The organism is Streptomyces sp. NPDC057307 (genome assembly GCF_042667665.1).
Classification (GTDB): Bacteria; Actinomycetota; Actinomycetes; order Streptomycetales; family Streptomycetaceae; genus Streptomyces.
Genome location: NZ_JBHUZM010000140.1, coordinates 1 through 18965, shown reverse-complemented (window position 1 = coordinate 18965; position 18965 = coordinate 1). Strand labels below are relative to the sequence as shown.

Genomic DNA, 18965 nt, shown 5'->3' with positions numbered 1-18965 from the left:
GGCCGGGCCGCACCGCGGGCCCGGCCGACGCTTTCACAGCGGACCCGCCTTCAGTACGAGGAACAGCGTGACCGTCGCGTTCGCCGACGAGAGCGCCGATCCGAGCGTCCCGGCAGCCGCCGCCCAGGCCGCCAGACCCACCGCGGTGAAGACCGGCGGCCAGCTGACGGCCGACGGCGCGGGTTCCAGCAGCGCGGCCACCCGGCGCGGTACCGGTCCCGGCGCGGCGAAGCCCGCCAGCGTCGGGGTGGGCGTGCCACGCGAGACGAGGGCCGCCTTGCCGATGGCCCGCGCCACCACCCGCCGCTCGCCCGTCACCCGGGCCGCCTCCTCGTCCGCCCACCGCTCGGTCGTGTAGGCCACGGCCGACCGCAACGGCATCAGCAGCGGGTTGGCCCGCGCGGCGAAGCGGACCACGAGCAGATAGCGGTGGTGGCGGCCCGCGAGATGGGCCCGTTCGTGGGCGACGAGCGCCGCGCGTTCGCCGGCGTCCAGACACGCGAACATGGCGGTGGAGACGACGATCCGGCCCCCGGCGATGCCGTCGCGCACGACCGGCCGCCGACTGAACCATGCCCTGCGCCGGTCCGACGGGGCGCGGGGCGGCCGGCTCCGTACACCCGGCAGCGCGTACGCGTACGCCGCCTCGTCGGCCAGCACGGCGAGTTCGCCGTCCGGCACCCCGACCAGCGCGTGCTCCGCCTGTCGACGGACCCGCCGGTGCCTGCGGGCGGCGGTCGACCACGACACGGCCACGGTGAGCAGCGCGACGACGGCGCCCTTGCCCGCGGCCTCCTCGTACGGCGCGGTGGTACGGGCCTCCCGGTCGGTCCAGGCGTCGGGCAGCGGATGGCCGGGCAGCTGCACCGTACCGACGACCACCAGCAACCCCAGGCACACCGTGCTGCACACCGCCAGGACGGCCGCCAGCGCCGACAACAGCCGGGTGGCGACGCGCGGATGGAGATGCCGCTCGGCCAGGCGCGCGATCGGCAGCGCGGTCAGGGGCAGCAGCAGCGGCAGCAGGACGAACACTCCCATCCCGGTCAGTCCTCCGTCCCGTCCTCGGGGAGACCGAGGAGGTCGCGCAGCAGCCGTTCGTCGTCCGGCGAGAGGGTGGTGACGAACCGGGCCAGTACGGCCTCGCGGTCCGACTCGGCGTCCAGTACGCGGCGCATCCGCAGGGCGGCGAGCCCCGCCTCGTCGGAGGTCGCGCACCATTCGAAGAACCGGCCCACCCGCTCGCGGGTGACCGCCCGTTTGGCCTGGAGCCTGGTCAGGATGGTCATGACCGTCGTGTACGCCAGGTCCCCGCCGAGCCGGTCGAGCACCCAGCCCGCGTTGACCGGTCCGGGCGCCTGCCGCAGTACGGCGAGCACCTGGGCCTCCAGCTCGCCCTGGCCGCGCCGACGCGGGCGCCCGTCCGGGCCACCGTCCCCACCGACCTGTTCCCTCACACCGTCTCCCTCCGTTCCCGACGTGCGGCCTGGGTCCATCCGGCGCACGTCCGGCGTGGCTCCGGCGTGGCAGCTCCGCCGCTCCGCACACACTTCTACAGTGTTGTAGATTTTTGTTACGGTCACCAGCTCAACTCAGGAGGAGCAGCGTGGGAGTTTCCCTGTCCAAAGGCGGCAATGTCTCGCTCACCAAGGAGGCGCCGGGGCTGACAGCCGTCCTGGTCGGTCTCGGGTGGGACGTCCGCACGACGACCGGTACCGACTACGACCTGGACGCCAGCGCCCTGCTGGTCAACGAGGCCGGGAAGGTCGGCACGGACCAGAACTTCGTGTTCTACAACAACCTCAAGAGCCCCGACGGTTCGGTGGAGCACACCGGAGACAACCTGACCGGTGAGGGCGAGGGTGACGACGAGGTCGTCAAGGTGAACCTGGCGGCCGTACCGGCCGAGATCACCAAGATCGTCTTCCCGGTGTCGATCCATGACGCCGAGAGCCGCGGCCACAGCTTCGGCCAGGTCCGCAACGCCTTCATCCGCGTGGTGAACCAGGACGGCGGCGCCGAGCTGGCGCGCTACGACCTCAGCGAGGACGCGGCGACCGAGACCGCGATGGTCTTCGGCGAGCTGTACCGCAACGGCGCCGAGTGGAAGTTCCGCGCCGTCGGGCAGGGTTACGCGAGTGGCCTGTCCGGCATCGCCGCCGACTTCGGTGTCGGGGTCTGACGACCCGCACCGTATCGGCACACCCGCACACCCGCACACCCGAAGGGGCGTGGAGCGCGTGACGCGCGTTCCACGCCCCTTCGGCGTGTCCGAGGCTCAGCCGTGCGAGGGAGCCGTGCCGGCCGCCCCCGGCCCCGGGAGGACGGGGGCCTCCGTGGCGGGCGCCTCGGTCGCGGACTCCTCGGACTCCTCCACGCCGGACTTCCCGGTGACCGGCGGCGCCTTCGGGGGCGGCTTCCGGGTGAAGCGCCGGGCCAGCGGTTCGGTCCAACGGGCCGCCAGCGGCCCGAGGATGACCAGGATCAGCACGTACGCGGTGGCCAGTGGCCCGATCCGGGGCTCCACACCCACGGCGAGACCCGCGATGACGATGGAGAACTCCCCGCGCGCGACGAGGGTGCCGCCCGTCCGCCAGCGGCCCGCCGTCTTGACTCCCGCTCTGCGTGCCGCGTACCAGCCCGTGGCGATCTTCGTCAGCGCGCTGACGACGGCCAGGATCAGGGCGGGCACGAGCACCGGCGGAATGGCGGCCGGGTCGGTGTTCAGGCCGAAGAACACGAAGAACACGGCGGCGAAGAGGTCACGCAGCGGCGCGAGCAGATTGTGGGCGCCCTCGGCCACTTCACCGGAGAGCGCGATGCCGACGAGGAACGCGCCGACGGCGGCCGAGACTTGGAGTTCCTGGGCGACGCCCGCGACGAGCACGGTGAGTCCGAGGACGACCAGCAGCAGCATCTCCGGGTTGTCGGAGGAGACCGCGCGGCTGATCAGCCGGCCGTGGCGCAGCGCGACGTACAGCACGGCGCCCACGCTGCCGAGCGAGATGAGCAGGGTGAGGCTGCCGCCCGCGAGGCTCAGTCCGGCCAGCAGCGCGGTGAGCAGCGGCAGATAGACCGCCATCGCGAGGTCCTCGATGACCAGGACACCGAGGATGACGGGGGTTTCACGGTTGCCGAGCCTGCCGAGGTCGCCGAGCACCTTGGCGATGACGCCGGACGACGAGATCCAGGTGACGCCCGCGAGCGCGACGGCGGCGACGGCGCCCCAGCCGAGGAGGAGCGCGGCGATCGCACCGGGCAGTGCGTTGAGTACGAAGTCGACGATCCCGGAGGGGTACTGGGTCTTGAGGTTGGTGACGAGTTCGGAGGCGCTGTACTCCAGCCCGAGCAGGAGGAGAAGGAGGATGACACCGATCTCGGCGCCCGTGGCGATGAACTCCTCACTGGCGGCCATGGGGATGAGGCCGCCGTGGCCGAAGGCGAGTCCCGCCAGCAGATAGAGCGGGATGGGCGAGAAACCCACCCTCCCGGCGAGCCGGCCGAGCAGGCCCAGGCCGAGGATGACGGCCCCGAGTTCGATGAGCAGCGCGGTCGTGTCGTGCACGGGCGTTTATCCTCCGGTGATCAGTTCGGCGACGGCGTCCACGCCTTCCCTGGTGCCGACGACGACGAGCGTGTCCCCCAGTGCGAAGCGGAAGTCCGGGGTGGGCGAGGGGACGGCGTCGGTGCGGCGCAGGACGGCGACGATGGACGCGCCGGTGCGGGCACGGGCCTGGGTGGAGCCGAGCGTGCGTCCTGCGAAGGGCGAGCGTTTGGTGATCGGGATGTGCTCCGTGACGAGGTCGATCTCCAGGTGCTGGTGCAGATGTCCGACCGGGTCGGGCATCAGGAGCTTGGAGAGTGCCGTCGCCTCGTACGGGGCCAGCGGGGTGGAGTCCTTGCAGTTGTCGTCGTCCTCGGGGTCGTGGAAGGCGACGATGCGGCGCCCGTCCTGGTGCACCACGACCGAGATATGGCGGCCCGAGTCGGTGTTGAGGTCGTAGCGGGTACCGACCCCGGGCAGGGCGGTCTTGCTGACGTGAGCGGTGTGCTCCATAGGAAGGCGCTCCATGCGGGCATGCGGGCATGCGTTGGCGGTGTGTGGGCCGTGGGGCCCCTGGCCGGGGGAATTCTCCACCATGCGGCGAGGCGGGGCCTGTCAGTCGCCGGCGGCCGGCGGGGCCGATAAGCCGGTACGGGTGCGCTCGCCCATGAGCCGCCCCTCCGCCTCGACCACCGATCGGCAACGAGTTGCCCAACGCTCAACCGAGCGGCGGCAACTCGTCATCCATTTTAACGTAAAAGAAAATGGGCCGATTCTGGTGATTGGTGGGGATATTGACGGCTGTGCGTCAGGTGGGCGGCGGAGTGCCGTGCCGGATGTGCTCCCGGTTCGGGTCGAAGAGATGCCCGGCCGCCCCGGACACGACGAGCCCGCCCGCGAGAAGGAGCCCGTGTCCCAGCGCGATGCCCAGCCCGAGCAGACCGAGCCCGACGGCGAGCGTCAGCCACGCCGCACCGCGGCGGTACTCCCGGGGGCGGCAGGGCAGGCCGCGTTCGAACGCGGCGGCGAAGCGCGGATCGTCGTGCCGCAGCCGGTCGGCGAGATCGTCGAGAAGCCGGTCTTCGTCGGGGGCGTGCATGGGACCTCCTCCCCCGGGATGTCTGTGTCCACGATCACCCGGCGCACGGCGCCGTCACCATCGGTGCCGGCACCCATATCCGGGGGTGTGGACCATGTATCCGGGGGTGTGGACCATGTATCCGGCGGTGTGGGACATGCGGACGCCCCGGGGTGGCGGGGTGCGCGGGCCGTACGGGCGATAGTGGGGAGGTCCACCCCGAGGAGGCCGTGCTCCGTGTCCCTGTCCCTGTTCTGGCGCATCTTCCTGCTCAACGCCGCCGTGCTGTTCGCGGCGACCGCGCTGCTGCTGCTCGGCCCCGTCACGGTCTCCGCGCCGGTCCTGCTCACCGAGGTGCTGATCATGGCCGCCGGACTGGTCGCCATGCTGATCGCGAACGCCGCGCTGCTGCGGATCGGGCTCGGACCGCTGCAACGGCTCACCCGCGCGATGACCACCACCGACCTGCTGCGTCCGGGCCCCCGGCCGGTCGTGTCGGGACACGGGGAGATCGCCGAACTGATCAGGACGTTCAACACGATGCTGGACCGTCTGGAGGCCGAACGCGCGGCCAGCAGCGGGCTCGCGCTCTCCGCGCAGGAGGCCGAACGCCGCAGGATCGCCCAGGAGTTGCACGACGAGATCGGCCAGACCCTGACCGCCGTGCTGCTCGAACTCAGACACGTCGCCGACCGGGCGCCCGAGCCGCTGCGGGACGAACTGCTGCAGGTGCAGGAGACCACCAGGGACAGCCTGGACGAGATCCGCAGGATCGCCCGCCGGCTGCGCCCCGGGGTGCTGGAGGAGCTGGGGCTGATCAGCGCGCTCAAGGCCCTGACGGACGAGACCACCGCCCACACCGAACTCGACCTCAGGCGCGGCTTCGACGGTGATCTCCCCGCGCTGGACCAGGAGGTCGAGCTGGTCCTCTACCGGGTCGCCCAGGAAGGGCTCACCAACATCGTCCGCCACGCACGGGCCCAGCGGGTCGGTGTGACCCTGCACCACGGCGCGCTCGGGCTCGAACTGCTGGTCAGGGACGACGGACACGGAATCGGTACGGCCTCCGAGGGCGCGGGCATCCGGGGTATGCGCGAGCGCGCGCTGCTGATCGGCGCCGAGGTGTCGGTGGGCGACGCGCCGGGCGGCGGTACGGAGGTACGGCTGCACGTCCCCGCCACGCGCCTCGCACCGGCCGCGCGTCTCACGAACGGGAGCCACTGACCGCCATGACCTACCCGAACTCCGGTCCCACCGGCGCCGGCGAGCCGGTTCCGACCCGCATCCTGCTCGCCGACGACCACGCCCTCGTACGGCGCGGGGTGCGGCTGATCCTCGACGGCGAACCGGACCTGACCGTGGTCGCGGAGGCGGGCGACGGCGCGGAGGCCATCGAGATGGCCCGCGAACACCGCCCCGATCTGGCCATTCTGGATATCGCGATGCCGAGGCTGACCGGCCTCCAGGCCGCCCGCGAACTCTCCAGGCTGCTCCCGGACATGCGCATCCTGATCCTGACGATGTACGACAACGAGCAGTACTTCTTCGAGGCGTTGAAGTGCGGCGCGAGCGGTTACGTACTCAAGTCGGTCGCGGACCGGGATCTGTTGGAGGCGTGCCGGGCGGCGATGCGCGACGAGCCGTTCCTCTACCCCGGCGCGGTCACCGCCCTCATCCGCAACTACCTGGACCGGGTGCGGCAGGGCGACGGCGTCCCGGAGAAGGCCGTGACGGCGCGGGAGGAGGAGATCCTGAAACTCGTCGCCGAGGGGCACTCGTCGAAGGAGATCGCCGACCTGCTCGTCATCAGCGCCAAGACGGTCGAGCGTCATCGGGCCAATCTGCTCCAGAAGCTGGGGCTGAGGGACCGGGTGGAACTGACTCGATACGCCATCAGGGCCGGCCTCATCGAGCCCTGACCGGCGTACGGTTGGACTTCCGGCGCCATCCGCCGGGCAGGGTCACACTCACGCACCTCACCACGAGAGCGGAACGAGGCGACACCATGTCCCCGCACAGCAGCTGGGAGTTCACGGACGACCGCGGCCATCTCACCGTCGCACCCCGCCGCCCGGACCGGGTGGTCGCCTACATACAGGCGGGCGCGACCCTGTGGGATCACGGCCTGCGCCCCCTGGGCATCTTCGGGTCGCACCACGACGGCGACTCCCCCGACCCCGCGAAGGCGGGCGGACTGCCGCTCGGCTCCGTCCGGGACTTCGCCGCGGGCGGTGCGGTCGACCCGGACGCCGTCCTCGCCGCCGAACCGGACCTGCTGGTCGCCGTCAGCTACGGCGGCGGCCAGATCTACGGCATCGATCCGGAGGCGGCCAAGCATCTGGAGGAGCAGGTGCCCGTCGTCGTCATCGACGTGGGCAAGGACCGGCCGCTGGACGGGATCAGGGACCGGTTCACGGCGCTCGCCCGCTCGCTCGGCGCGCCGCACGAGCCCGACACGCAGGACCTGGAGTGGGCGGAGGCCCGGCTCCGTACGCTCACCGCGCGGCCCGCCGCGGCCCGGGTGCTCGCCCTGTCGGCCGCCGGGCCCGGCACCGTACATCTGGCCCGGCCCGGCACCTGGCCGGACCTGCGGGCGCTGTCGGCGCTCGGAGTCGATCTGCTCGATCCCGGTCAGGGGGCGGGCGGCAACTGGCGTACGACCGACTGGGCACATGCGCTCGCGCTCGATCCGGACGTCGTGCTCGGGGACGTACGGGCGAACGCGGCGACGCCCGACGCGCTGCGGAGCGACGGCCACTGGCGCGCGCTCCAGGAGCGGGTGCGCGCGGTGGCCTGGAATCCGGAGGCACCCCGCAGTCATCGGGGGCACGCGCGCTTCGTGGACGCGGTGGCCGCGGCGCTGTAGCCGGCGCCGCCGTGCCGCCGTGTAGGTGGCGTGTCGGTCGCGCATCGGTGGCGGCTGCGACCGTTCCGGCATGACACGTCACCCGGACACGCCCACCGAACGCCCCGTCGCGCCGGCCCTGCCGGTACGGACCGTGGAGGTCTCCGCCGTACGTCGGATCTCGCCGCGCATGGTCCGCGTCACCCTCGGTGGCCCCGCACTGGCCGATTTCACGTACGACGCCCCCGACCAGCAGGTGAAGCTCTACTTCCCCCGGCCGGGGCAGACCGCACCCCGGCTCCCCGAACCGGGCGCCGACGGGGATGTGATGCGCTGGTACGGGGCGTTCCAGGCGATCCCGGAGGACGAACGGCCCTGGACGCGCAGCTACACGATCCGGGCGCACGACCCGGCGCGGGGCACCGTCGACGTCGACTTCGTCCTGCACGACGGGGCGGGTGACGGGGCGGGCTCCGACGAGGGCCCCGCGACCCAGTGGGCGCGGTCGGCCGGGCCCGGAGATGTGCTCGGTATGTTCGGCCCGTCCGCGTACTTCGCGGAGCCCGTACCCCTGGGGACCACGGACTGGATACTGCTGGCCGGTGACGAGTCGGCGCTGCCGGCGATCGGCACGATCGTCGAGGCGCTGCCCGAGGGGGCGCGTGCGGTGGCGTACGTGGAGGTGTGGGACGCCGCCGAGGAGCAGCGGTTCGAGTCGGCGGGCGACGTGACGGTGCACTGGCTGCACCGTGCCGGGGCGGCGGGGGACGGCCCGCCGCTGGTGGAGGCCGTGCGCGCGGCGCGGTTCCCGGCGGGCCCGGGCTCGGTGTTCGCCTGGCTCGGCGGCGAGGCGGGCGCGGTGCGGGCACTGCGCCGGCATCTGGTCGGCGAACGCGGCCTCGACAAGCGCTCGGTCCACTTCACCGGCTACTGGCGCCGCAGTCTGACCCAGGACGACGCGCCGACGGAGGCGGACCTGGCGGAGGCGCGGGAGCGGCTGGCCGACCGGTCCTGAGGGGGTGGTTCCTGGCCCCGTCCCGTTGTCCCGGAAGGACAAGCCTTCCGGGACAACGGGATAACGGGGCAGGGGGGTCAGATCAGGGCGGCGGCCTCTTTCACGGAGAGGGTGCCGCCTTCGGCGTACGCGTCGGCCCAGGTGTCCGGGTCGAGCGCGGCCCGCACCTCGGCCTCCGCCCGCCGGGCGATCTCCCTCTCGTAGCCGGCCGGATAGGGATGGAAGAGAAACCTCTCGGCGAGCCCGGTGTTCCGCGTGTACGCCCCCAACAGCCGTGCGCCGTCGGTCGGTTCGCCGGTCCCCGTCTTCGCCCAGGCGGCGCAGAGGAACTGACTGACGATCAGTTGCGGCGCGACGAGCCGCGCCAGACTGTCCAACAGGCGTACCGACTCGCGCAGATGGCCCAGTGCCCGTCCGTACTCGGTGTCGAGGCAGTCGAGCCAGCCGTGCAGTCCCTCGGTGAGGCCCACCTGGAGGCCGTGGTCCCCGAAGCCGGGTTCGTCCTCCAGGGTGGTCAGTTGGTGCCGCGCGAGGGCGGTACGTCCGGTGCGGCCGTAGCGCCCCGCGAGCAGCAGTCGGGCCGTCCCGCCCGTACGTCCAGCGTGGCCGCGGGATTCCTCGACCGCTTCCCGCAGCAGCCGCTCGGCGTCCTCCTCGGCGGCCGGGCCGGTGGCGGCCTCCAGCCGTACGGAAGCCAACCGCGCCTTGAACAGTGACACTTGGGTGGTCATGCCGATCCGCGCGCAGCCCTCCATGGCCCGCTCGAAGTCCGCCGCGGCCTCTTCGAAGCGGCCCCGCCGTTCGTACGACTCGCCCCGGGCGGACAGGGATTCGGCGAGGATCACCAGGTCACCGGTCCGTTCGAGCAGCGACACCGCCTCGTCGGCGTCCCGGGCCGCCCGGTCCTCGTTGCCGGGCCCGGTGTCGAGCATTCTTCCCCGCAGCGTGAGCGCGAGGCCGAGGTCCCAGCCCCGGCCGGGCCGGGCGCGGCAGGCGTCCACCAGGGCGTCGAGCGTCTGGCCCATGCTCCGCCACTCGCCGACGAGCAGCCCGGCGAAGAACCACATGACGCCGGGTTGCCGGCAGACCTGGGGCAGGTCGGCGCGGTAGGCGGCCACGATCCTGGCCAGGTGTGCGCGGGTGCCGGCGCTTCCCCATACCTGGCCGCCGCCGTCACCCCCGCCGGCGCCCTCTCCCTCGTTCTCGTCGCCGCCCATGCCCGCGCCGCTCGCGAACCTCAGCAGCCGCACACCGCGCCGGGCCTCCCACACCTGCTCGTCGGACCAGGGCGGCGAGAGGTCGATGCACGGATCGGCGAGCGCCACGGCGGGACGGACCGGCGCCTCGAACGGGTCGGGCCCCAGCGCGGTGACGGCCGTGGACCAGTCGCGGGCGTCCCGCTGATGGCCACGAAGCTGCCAGAACCAGCTCATGGAGAGCACGAGACACAGCGCGTCCTGTTCGCGCGACCGTACGTCGTCGTCGTGGTGGTGGTGGTGGAGCGCGGTGCGCAGCGCGGCCCGTACGTTGTCGTGCTCCCGCTCGAACTGCGCGAGCCGGTACGCCTGTCGGGGTCCGCGCAGCTCGGGTTCACCGACGCGTACCAGTTCGCGGTAGGCGCGCAGCTGCCGTAGCTCGACGGACTGCCGTTCGCCCGACTCGTCCAGCCGCTCGGCCGCGTACTCGGCGACGGTCTCCAGCAGCCGGTAGCGCATCCCGTCCGGGCCGCCGGGCACGGCGACGAGAAGCGACTTGTCGACAAGGGAGGCGAGTGCTTCGAAGACCGGCACGTCACCCCCGGCGCAGACCTCCTCGGCCTCGCCCGGCGCGCAGCCGCCCACGAAGACGGAGAGCCTGCGCAGCACGGCCCGTTCGGTCTCCGTCAGCAGCTCCCACGACCAGTCCACGACGGCACGCAGGGTCTGCTGTCTCGGCAGTACGGTCCGGCTGCCGCTGCCCGCGCCCAGCAGCCGGAAGCGGTCGTCCAACCGGTCGGCGAGCTGGCGCGGGGTGAGCAACCGCAGCCGGGCGGCGGCCAGTTCGACGGCGAGCGGAAGCCCGTCCAGTCTGCGGCAGATCTCCTCGCAGGCCGCCGCGTCGTCGTCGGTACGGAAGCCGGGCCGGGCGGCCTTGCCGCGTTCGCCGAGCAGGCGCAGCGCCGCTGTCCGCGCCAGCGGGCCGACCCCGTACAGGAACTCACCCCGCACGCCCAGCGGTTCACGGCTGGTGGCCAGGACGGTCACACGGTGGCAGCGGGTGAGGACGGTCTCGGCCAGTTCGGCCGCTGCGCCGATCACCTGCTCGCAGTTGTCGAGCACGATCAACAGGCGGCGGGAGCCGCAGTGTTCGACGAGCCTGGCGAGCGGATCGAGCGCGGCGCCCTCCGCGCCACCGGGGCCGCGCACGGCCGTCTCGCGGGCCCCGAGCGCGGTGAGTACGGCCTCGGCCACGGCGGCGGGCTCTCGTACGGAGGCGAGTTCCGCGACCCAGACACCGTCCGGCCAGTGACCGCTCGCCCTCGCCGTGCTCTCGGCGGTCTCGAAGGCGAGCCGGGTCTTGCCGGCGCCGCCGGGCCCGGTGAGTGTCATGAGGCGGTGGGCGCGCAACTCGATCGCGAGCAGGTCCAGTTCGGACTCCCGCCCGACGAAGGAGGTGAGCCGGGCGGAGAGGTTGCCGGGGAGGGCGTCGGTCGGGGCGGCGGGGGCGGCCGGGGCGGCGTCCCGGTGGAGCCGGGCGTCGGTCTCGTCGTCCGCGAGCAACTCCGCGTGCAGGGCGCGCAGTTCCTTGCCCGGCCCCGTGCCGAGACGGTCGGCCAGCAGGGCGCGTACCTCCTCGTACGCCTCCAGGGCTTCGGCCCGGCGCCCCGCAGAGCGCAGCGCCTCGATCCTCGTCGCCTGCAGTGGTTCGTCCAGCGGTGCCTCGGCGGCCAGCGCGGCAAGCCCCGGCAGGGCCCGCTCGGGGCGGCCGAGCCGGACGTCGGCCGTCAGCCGGGCGCGGCGCGCCTCGGTGTGCCGTTGCCGCGCGCGTACGGCCAGGGGGTCGGTGTCCCGGCCCGGAAGATCCGCGAGGGCCGGCCCGCGCCACAGCGCCAGGGCCTCGTCCAGCAGGGCGGCGGCGCGGGCGCCGTCGCCGCCGTCGAGGGCCGACGCCCCTTCGACGGCGAGCCGTTCGAAGCGGAACAGGTCGATGTCGTCGCGCTCCGCCGTCAGCCGGTAGCCGCCGGGGACCGAGTCGATCGCGGCGCCGCCCAGTGCCCTGCGCAGCCGCCCGATCAGGGCCTGGAGCGCGGCGGCCTCGTCGGCGGGCGGCTCACGCGCGTCGTCCCACACCTGCGCGGCCAGCCGGTCGCCGGAGACCGTACGGCCTCCGGCGGCGGCGAGCGCGACGAGCAGCGCGCGCATCCTCGCGCCACTGAGCGGCACCTCGGCGCCGTCCGGGCCGAAGGCCCTGGTCGTGCCGAGTACGTCGTAGCGGTAGGTCACCGCCCCATTGTCCCCGCCTCACGAGCCGTCGGCGCCCGCCGCCCGCCGGGCGCGGGCGATCGCGTGCCGGGCTCTCAGGCGGCCCGCCGCTCCGGTGGGGTGAACTCGCACCAGACCGCCTTGCCGTCCCCGCGCGGCTCCACCCCCCCCACCGTGCCGCCACCGCGTCGACCAGCAGCAGCCCGCGCCCCGATGTCGCCGACTCGCCCGGCCACCGTCGGCGCGGCCAGGCGCTGGAGCGGTCCTTGACCCAGAGCCGGACCCGCCGCACCGGTCCCGGTAGGACCTCCAGGGTGAGGACGGCGCCTCCCTCGGTGTGCAGCAGCACGTTCACCAGCAGCTCTCCGGCGGCCAGTTGCACGTCGTCCATCAGGGTGGCCAGATTCCAGTCCTCCAGTGCCTGGCGCAGTACGGCGCGGGTCTCGGCCAGGCCCTCCGGGTCGGCCTGGTGGATGTACTGGTGGATGCGGGGTGCCTGACGGGTACCGGGGTCGGGCGCCCGGTGCAGGACGAGGAGCGCGACGTCGTCGCCGGTCCCCCAGCGGTGCCACAGCCGCTCGGCGAGATGGTCGGCGAGCGCGCTCGCGCGGCCGGGCCCGGTGCGTACGACATGGGCGAGTTCCGCCATGCCTTCCTCGATGTCGAGTCCGGACTCCTCCACGAGACCGTCGGTGCAGAGCACGAAGGTCTCGCCGGGCACCAGGTCGAGCCGGGTCTCGGGGAAGTCCTCCTGCCCGAAGTCGGTGGCCAGGCCGAGGGGCAGTCCGCCGCGCAGATTGGGCCAGCCGGTCCTGCCGTCGGTGTGCCTGACGAGCGGGCCGAGATGCCCGGCGCGTACCGCGCGTACGGCTCCGGTGGAGAGGTCGAGCTGTGCGTAGGTGCAGGTGGCGAAGCGCTCGGTGTCCAGCTCCACCAGGAACCGGGAGGCCCGCGCGAGCACGGTCGCCGGCGGATGGCCCTCACCGGCGAAGGCGCGCAGCGCTATCCGCAACTGGCCCATGATCGCGGCGGCGTGTGTGTCGTGTCCCTGGACGTCGCCCACGACGACGCCGACCCGGCCGCGCGGCAGGGCGATCACGTCGTACCAGTCGCCGCCGACCTCCCTGCCGCTCCAGGCGGCGTGGTAGCGCACCGCTATCTCGACGCCGGTGAAGGCCGGGATGTCGCGCGGCAGCATGGACGACTGGAGCCCGGTCGCGAATTCCCGCTCCTGGTCGAAGAGGATCGCGCGCTGGAGCGACTGGGCGACGATGCCGGCCAGACCGAGGCAGATGGTGCGGTCCTCGGCCGTGAAGTGGGTGCGGCCCCGGTAGAAGAGCGCGAGGCCGCCGATGGAGCGCGCCTGCGCGACGAGCGGGAGGAAGGCCGCCGCGTCGAAGCCGTGTCCGTCGGCGGGCGGGCGCGGCCGGGTCGTGCCGTCGGAAAGGTCGACGTGTCCGGAAGGGTCGGCGAGTCCGGGGAGCGAGGTGGCGAAGCGGGCGCGCTGGGTGAGGGCCGCCTGCGCGAGCGGTGTCGCGTCGTCCAGCGGGGAGACGGGCCGCGCCCCCGGCGCCTCCGGGGACTCGCCGGACAGAGCCACGAGTCCGACCGAGCCGCCGTCGACGAGACCGAGCGCCAGCCCGTCGGCGCCGAAGCGCTCCAGGCCGCCGGCGTCGCTCAGGACGGTGATGACGTCAGCGACGGTGACCGCGTGGGAAAGGGCCTCGGTGGTGCCCTGGACCATGGTGGTCAGCCGCCGGCGGCCGGCTTCCTGGGGGCTGATCTCGGCGAATTCGGTCAGCTCGGTGGTCGCGTTGCGGACGATGCCGATGATGCGGTGCGGGGATCCGCGGTCGTCCCGCAGGATACGGGCCCGGACATGGGTCCACTGGCGGATTCCGTTACGGCGGGTGACCTGGAAGTACGCGCCGTACGACGTCCGGCCGCTGCGGATCGCCCGGTCCACGGTGGCATCGAGCCGCAGGCCCTCCTCGGGCGGGACGCGCTCCCTGAGGGACTCGGGGTATCCGTCGTACTCCCCCGGGCGCAGGTCGAAGACGGCCAGCCCCGCCGCATCGAGATCGAGGGTCCTGCGCAGCAGGTCCCAGTCGAAACTGCCCATACGGTTCAGGGCGAGCCGCTTGTCCGCACCGATGGCCGGGCGGTTCCGTCCTGCCATGTGCCCGCTCCGGGAGTAGAGATTGTGTAAGAAGCGTAACTTTCCTCACATCTCCCTGCACAACGGCCCATCCGGCGTCTGAGCCGCCTCGCCCTCGCCGTGTCGGGCACCTCGCCCTCGCCCTGTCGGGAACCTCGCCGTGTCATGTACCTGGACACCGTGGGGGCGCCGTGCTGTGATGCCAACGGCTGCGCTTTCCAACGTTGTACAGCCGTGTTTCACACCTCTGTCGATGCTCGTGGACGGGAGACCCGATGACGCTCGACCGACGACACTTCCTCGGCACCGGCGCCCTCGCGATCGGTGGTGCGGGCCTGCTGGGGCCACTGGCACCGACGGCCGCCGCCGTACCGCCGGCGCACGGCGGCTGGTACACGCCGAACGCCGCACCGCTCGCCCCCACCGCCTTCCAGAAGCTGCCGCTGGGCAGCGTCACCCCGCGCGGCTGGCTCACCGGCCAACTGCGCCTGCTCCTCGACGGGCTGTTCGGCCGCTACGCCGAGGTGTCGCACTTCCTGCGGTTCGACGACTCCGGCTGGGTGCACCCGGAGAAGGCCGGCTGGGAGGAAGTCACCTACTGGCTGCGCGGTTACGTGGACCTGGCCGCCCTCACCGGCGACGAGGCGGCGCTCGCCACCGCCCGCCGCTGGATCGACGCGATCCTCGCCACCCGGCAGCCCGACGGATTCTTCGGTCCCACCCGGTTGCGTACGGCGCTCAACGGCGGACCGGACTTCTGGCCGTATCTGCCGCTCCTCCAGGCGCTGCGCTCGCACGAGGAGTTCACCGGGGACGAGCGCATCGTGCCGTTCGCCGTCCCGTTCCTGCGCTACATGAACGCGCAGGGGCCCGGCGCCTTCAACTCCAGCTGGGTGTCGAAGCGTTGGGGTGACGGTCTCGACATCGTCTTCTGGCTCTACAACCGCACCGGCGAGTCCTTCCTCCTCGATCTCGCCGACAAGATGCACACCCACGGTGCCAACTGGGTCGACAACTTCCCCGACCTGCACAACGTCAACGTCGCGCAGGGTTTCCGCGAGCCCGCCCAGTACGCGCTGCGGTCCGGCTCGGCCGAGCTGACCCGGGCCACGTACCGGAGTTACGCCTCGATCATGGGCACGTACGGCCAGTTCCCCGGCGGCGGTTTCGCCGGTGACGAGCACGCCCGCCCCGGCTTCGACGACCCCCGGCAGGGCTTCGAGACCTGCGGCACGGTCGAGTTCATGGCCAGCCACGAACTGCTCACCCGGATCACCGGCGACCCGGTCTGGGCCGACCGGTGCGAGGAGCTGGCCTTCAACCTGCTGCCGGCGGCCACCGACCCGCAGGGCAGGGGCATCCACTACATCACCAGCGCGAACAGCGTCGAACTCGACGACACCGCCAAGAACCAGGGCCAGTTCCAGAACGGCTTCGCCATGCAGGCGTACAAGCCGGGCATCGTCCCCTACCGCTGCTGCCCGCACAACTACGGCATGGGCTGGCCCTACTTCACCGAGGAACTGTGGCTGGCCACCCCCGACCGGGGCCTCGCGGCGGCCATGTACGCGCCGAGCCAGGTGCGCGCGAAGGTCGCCGACGGCACGGAGGTCACCGTCACGGAGGACACCGATTACCCGTTCAAGGAGACCGTCACCCTCACCGTCGGCGCTCCCCGGCGGGTCACCTTCCCGCTCTACCTGCGCATCCCCGGCTGGTGCGCGGACCCCCAACTCACCGTCGCCGGACGGCGCGTGGCCGCTCGCGGCGGGCCGCGGTTCGTCAAGGTCGAGCGCGAGTGGCGGGACGGCGACCGGGTGACCCTGCGGCTGCCGCAGCGCACCACCGTGCGGACGTGGGACGACAACCACGGTTCCGTCAGCGTGGACCACGGACCGCTCACGTACTCCCTCAAGATCGGCGAGCGGTACGAACGGTACGCGGGCACCGAGGACTTCCCCGAACTGTCGGTGCACCCCACCACCCCGTGGAACGTCGGCCTCGCGCCCGACCCGCTGCGCGGGCTGCGGTTCACGGCGGACGGCGGACCGCTCGCCGCGAATCCCTTCACCCACGAGGGGTCGCCGGTACGGATCACCACGTCGGCGCGCCGCATCGCGGAGTGGGTGGCCGACGACCAGCGCGTCGTCGCACCTCTCCAGGACAGCCCGGCCCGCAGTACGGCGCCGCCGGAGCCGGTGACGCTCATCCCGATGGGCGCGGCCCGGCTGCGGATCACCGCCTTCCCGACCGCGTCGCCCGGCGGGCGGGCCTGGACGGCGGAGCCGCCGTACCGCCGCGTACGGAACAAGCACAGCGGCAAGGTGCTCGGGGTCGACGGGATGTCCCTGGAGGCGGGCGGGCGGGTCGTGCAGTTCGACAACACGGGGACGGCGGACCACGCCTGGCAGCTGGCCCCGGCGGGCGGCGGCTGGTTCCTGATCCGCAACGGCAACAGCGGGAAGATCATCGGTGCCGAGGGCAGGTCGACGGCGAACAGCGCGCGCGTCGTCCAGTTCGACGACGACGGGAGCGGCGACCATCTCTGGCAGCTGGTCGACCGGGGCGAGGGCTGGTCACTGATCCTCAACCGGCACAGCGGGAAGGTGCTGGGCGTCGACGGGATGTCGACGACGAACAGCGCGCAGGTGGTCCAGTTCGAGGACAACGGCACGGACGATCATCTCTGGCAACTGGTCTGAGCCATGACGCCGCGGTCGTGAGTCGTCCGGCGCCGTCCTGAGCCGTTCCGCGCCGTCCTGAGCCCTTCCCATCCGCGCCACGCGACCGCCGCCGGGCCCAACTCGGCGGCGGTCACTTGTTGTTCACAACTGAACCCGTGACGGTCCATCTGTTCACAACTCTTGACGTGTACGAAACAGCGGAGCAGCATCAGCCGTGCACTCAGAGAGCGCTCTCTCGGATTCACGGAGGGCTCTTCGAGTGTTCCCCCCACCGTTCACGACACAGGAGAGATGCCCGTGCACGCTCCCCCCATCGGCTCTCCGGCGTTCCGCGGCGCCTCACCGCCGTCGTCCCGCCGCGGACTGGCGGCGACACTCGCCGCCACCCTGGCCGCGACCCTGCTGGCCTTCGTCCCGAGCAGCCCCGCGCACGCCGACCCGATCGAGGGCGGCGGCGATCTCGGCCCCAACGTGATCGTGTTCGACCCTTCGACGCCCAACATCCAGGGCAAGCTCGACGAGGTCTTCAAGCAGCAGGAGTCGGCCCAGTTCGGCTCCGGCCGCTACCAGTTCCTGTTCAAGCCGGGGACGTACAACGGGCTCAACGCCCAACTCGGCTTCTACACCTCGGTGTCGGGTCTCGGGCTCTCGCCCGACGACGTGAACATCAACGGCGACGTGACCGTGGACGCCGGCTGGTTCAACGGCAACGCGACCCAGAACTTCTGGCGTTCGGCCGAGAACCTGTCGCTCAACCCGGTGAACGGGACGAACCGCTGGGCCGTCTCGCAGGCCGCGCCGTTCCGCCGTATGCACGTCAAGGGCGGGCTGAACCTCGCTCCCGACGGTTACGGCTGGGCCAGCGGCGGCTACATCGCCGACAGCAAGATCGACGGCACCGTGGGGCCGTACTCCCAGCAGCAGTGGTACACCCGCGACAGCTCGGTCGGCGGCTGGCAGAACGCCGTGTGGAACATGACGTTCTCCGGTGTGGAGGGCGCGCCCGCGCAGTCCTTCCCGGACCCGCCGTACACCACGCTGGAGACCACCCCCACCTCCCGCGAGAAGCCGTTCCTCTATCTGGACGGCGACACCTACAAGGTGTTCGTCCCCGAGAAGCGCACCAACGCGCGCGGGGTGACCTGGGACAGCGGCGCGCCCGCGGGCTCGTCGATCGACCTGAACCAGTTCTACGTGGTCAAGCCGGGCGCGACGGCCCAGACCATCAACGCCGCGCTCGACCAGGGCCTCAACCTGCTGTTCACGCCCGGCGTCTACCACGTGGACGAGACGATCAATGTGAACCGGGCGAACACCGTCGTCCTGGGTCTCGGACTCGCCACCGTCATCCCGGACAACGGGGTGACGGCGATGAAGGTCGCCGACGTGGACGGGGTGAAACTGGCCGGCTTCCTGATCGACGCCGGACCGGTCAACTCCGAGACGCTGCTGGAGATCGGGCCCGAGGGATCGTCGGCCGACCACGCCGCCAATCCGACCACCGTCCAGGACGTCTTCATCCGCATCGGCGGAGCCGGTCCGGGCAAGGCGACCACCAGCATGGTCGTCAACAGCGACGACACCATCATCGACCACACCTGGGTGTGGCGGGCGGACCACGGTGACGGGGTCGGCTGGGAGACCAACAGAGCCGACTTCGGCGTACGAGTGAACGGTGACGACGTCCTGGCCACCGGCCTGTTCGTCGAACACTTCAACAAGTACGACGTCGAGTGGTACGGCGAACGCGGCCGGACGATCTTCTTCCAGAACGAGAAGGCGTACGACGCGCCCAACCAGGCGGCCATCCAGAACGGCGACACCAAGGGCTACGCCGCCTACCGGGTCGACGACTCGGTCGAACAGCACGAGGGCTGGGGGATGGGCAGTTACTGCTACTACAACGTCGATCCCACGATCCAGCAGCACAACGGTTTCCAGGCACCGGTCAAACCGGGCGTGAAGTTCCACCATCTGCTGGTGGTCTCGCTCGGCGGACAGGGCCAGTACGAGCGGGTGATCAACGACATCGGCGAACCCACGTCCGGGACGTCGACCATCCCCTCGGTCGTGGTGCAGTTCCCCTGACGGTCGTGGTGCGGTTCCCCTGACGCGGCATCTGTTCCGAGGCGCCGTACCCGGAACAGGTCGCCGCAGGAGGGCCCCGGCCTCATGACGAG

13 protein-coding genes and 1 pseudogene are annotated in these 18965 nt (G+C 72.1%); 7 read left to right on the top strand and 7 right to left on the bottom strand.

Translation table 11 applies throughout. The features are described 5' to 3' along the window. Nucleotides 1–33 precede the first annotated feature (33 nt). Together ACFUN8_RS31285 and ACFUN8_RS31280 are read right to left on the bottom strand one after the other, a co-directional pair. A complete protein-coding gene (locus tag ACFUN8_RS31285; RefSeq protein WP_383644985.1) occupies nt 34–1041 on the bottom strand; it encodes a M56 family metallopeptidase in 1008 nt (335 codons plus the stop codon). Between the two features lie 5 nt (nt 1042–1046). After that, nucleotides 1047–1496, bottom strand: coding sequence for a BlaI/MecI/CopY family transcriptional regulator (locus ACFUN8_RS31280; RefSeq protein WP_383644982.1), 450 nt, complete (start codon nt 1494–1496; stop codon nt 1047–1049). Between the two features lie 110 nt (nt 1497–1606). Between ACFUN8_RS31280 and ACFUN8_RS31275 the strand changes: the two genes are divergently transcribed. Continuing rightward, nucleotides 1607–2182: a TerD family protein gene (locus ACFUN8_RS31275; protein ID WP_382563974.1), complete on the top strand. Its 576-nt coding sequence runs from the start codon at nt 1607–1609 to the stop codon at nt 2180–2182. Between the two features lie 96 nt (nt 2183–2278). Here the strand turns inward: ACFUN8_RS31275 and ACFUN8_RS31270 are convergent, their stop codons facing one another. The 3 genes from ACFUN8_RS31270 to ACFUN8_RS31260 form a co-directional block, all read right to left on the bottom strand. After that, nucleotides 2279–3565, bottom strand: coding sequence for a cation:proton antiporter (locus tag ACFUN8_RS31270; protein ID WP_383644979.1), 1287 nt, complete (start codon nt 3563–3565; stop codon nt 2279–2281). A 6-nt stretch (nt 3566–3571) separates the two neighbouring features. Further along, on the bottom strand, nt 3572–4057 hold the full coding sequence (locus ACFUN8_RS31265; RefSeq protein ID WP_078078737.1) for a cation:proton antiporter regulatory subunit: 486 nt from the start codon (nt 4055–4057) through the stop codon (nt 3572–3574). A gap of 295 nt (nt 4058–4352) precedes the next feature. Beyond that, entirely contained in the window at nt 4353–4643 is a 291-nt protein-coding gene (locus ACFUN8_RS31260) for a DUF3040 domain-containing protein (RefSeq protein WP_383644976.1), read from the bottom strand. Nucleotides 4644–4865: 222 nt separating this feature from the next. Here ACFUN8_RS31260 and ACFUN8_RS31255 point away from each other — a divergent pair, with 222 nt between their 5' ends. The 4 genes from ACFUN8_RS31255 to ACFUN8_RS31240 all read left to right on the top strand — a co-directional run bounded on the left by ACFUN8_RS31255 (nt 4866) and on the right by ACFUN8_RS31240 (nt 8482). After that, nucleotides 4866–5846, top strand: a complete 981-nt coding sequence (locus ACFUN8_RS31255) for a HAMP domain-containing sensor histidine kinase (protein WP_383644988.1) — start codon at nt 4866–4868, stop codon at nt 5844–5846. Nucleotides 5847–5851: 5 nt separating this feature from the next. Further along, on the top strand, nt 5852–6541 hold the full coding sequence (locus ACFUN8_RS31250) for a response regulator (RefSeq protein WP_383644973.1): 690 nt from the start codon (nt 5852–5854) through the stop codon (nt 6539–6541). A gap of 86 nt (nt 6542–6627) precedes the next feature. Continuing rightward, nucleotides 6628–7488: an ABC transporter substrate-binding protein gene (locus ACFUN8_RS31245; RefSeq protein WP_383644970.1), complete on the top strand. Its 861-nt coding sequence runs from the start codon at nt 6628–6630 to the stop codon at nt 7486–7488. A 70-nt stretch (nt 7489–7558) separates the two neighbouring features. Then, nucleotides 7559–8482, top strand: a complete 924-nt coding sequence (locus tag ACFUN8_RS31240; RefSeq protein WP_383644967.1) for a siderophore-interacting protein — start codon at nt 7559–7561, stop codon at nt 8480–8482. Between the two features lie 77 nt (nt 8483–8559). Here the strand turns inward: ACFUN8_RS31240 and ACFUN8_RS31235 are convergent, their stop codons facing one another. Next, nucleotides 8560–11964 (bottom strand): BTAD domain-containing putative transcriptional regulator, encoded by a 3405-nt coding sequence (locus ACFUN8_RS31235; RefSeq protein WP_383644964.1) that lies wholly within the window; start codon nt 11962–11964, stop codon nt 8560–8562. A 95-nt stretch (nt 11965–12059) separates the two neighbouring features. Continuing rightward, a pseudogene (locus tag ACFUN8_RS31230) lies at nt 12060–14122 on the bottom strand (SpoIIE family protein phosphatase); the annotation flags it as partial. A 254-nt stretch (nt 14123–14376) separates the two neighbouring features. Between ACFUN8_RS31230 and ACFUN8_RS31225 the strand changes: the two are divergent. After that, nucleotides 14377–16803: a beta-L-arabinofuranosidase domain-containing protein gene (locus ACFUN8_RS31225; RefSeq protein ID WP_383644961.1), complete on the top strand. Its 2427-nt coding sequence runs from the start codon at nt 14377–14379 to the stop codon at nt 16801–16803. Between the two features lie 279 nt (nt 16804–17082). Further along, on the top strand, nt 17083–18873 hold the full coding sequence (locus tag ACFUN8_RS31220; protein WP_383644958.1) for a coagulation factor 5/8 type domain-containing protein: 1791 nt from the start codon (nt 17083–17085) through the stop codon (nt 18871–18873). The last annotated feature ends 92 nt before the right edge of the window (nt 18874–18965 follow it).

Bases quoted from the DNA above. Each gene is read 5' to 3' on its own strand.
- ACFUN8_RS31250 (WP_383644973.1), top strand. From the start codon at position 5,852: ATGACCTACCCGAACTCCGGTCCCACCGGCGCCGGCGAGCCGGTTCCG.
- ACFUN8_RS31225 (WP_383644961.1), top strand. From the start codon at position 14,377: ATGACGCTCGACCGACGACACTTCCTCGGCACCGGCGCCCTCGCGATC.
- ACFUN8_RS31285 (WP_383644985.1), bottom strand. From the start codon at position 1,041: ATGGGAGTGTTCGTCCTGCTGCCGCTGCTGCTGCCCCTGACCGCGCTG.
- ACFUN8_RS31240 (WP_383644967.1), top strand. From the start codon at position 7,559: ATGACACGTCACCCGGACACGCCCACCGAACGCCCCGTCGCGCCGGCC.
- ACFUN8_RS31280 (WP_383644982.1), bottom strand. From the start codon at position 1,496: ATGGACCCAGGCCGCACGTCGGGAACGGAGGGAGACGGTGTGAGGGAA.
- ACFUN8_RS31265 (WP_078078737.1), bottom strand. From the start codon at position 4,057: ATGGAGCACACCGCTCACGTCAGCAAGACCGCCCTGCCCGGGGTCGGT.
- ACFUN8_RS31245 (WP_383644970.1), top strand. From the start codon at position 6,628: ATGTCCCCGCACAGCAGCTGGGAGTTCACGGACGACCGCGGCCATCTC.
- ACFUN8_RS31260 (WP_383644976.1), bottom strand. From the start codon at position 4,643: ATGCACGCCCCCGACGAAGACCGGCTTCTCGACGATCTCGCCGACCGG.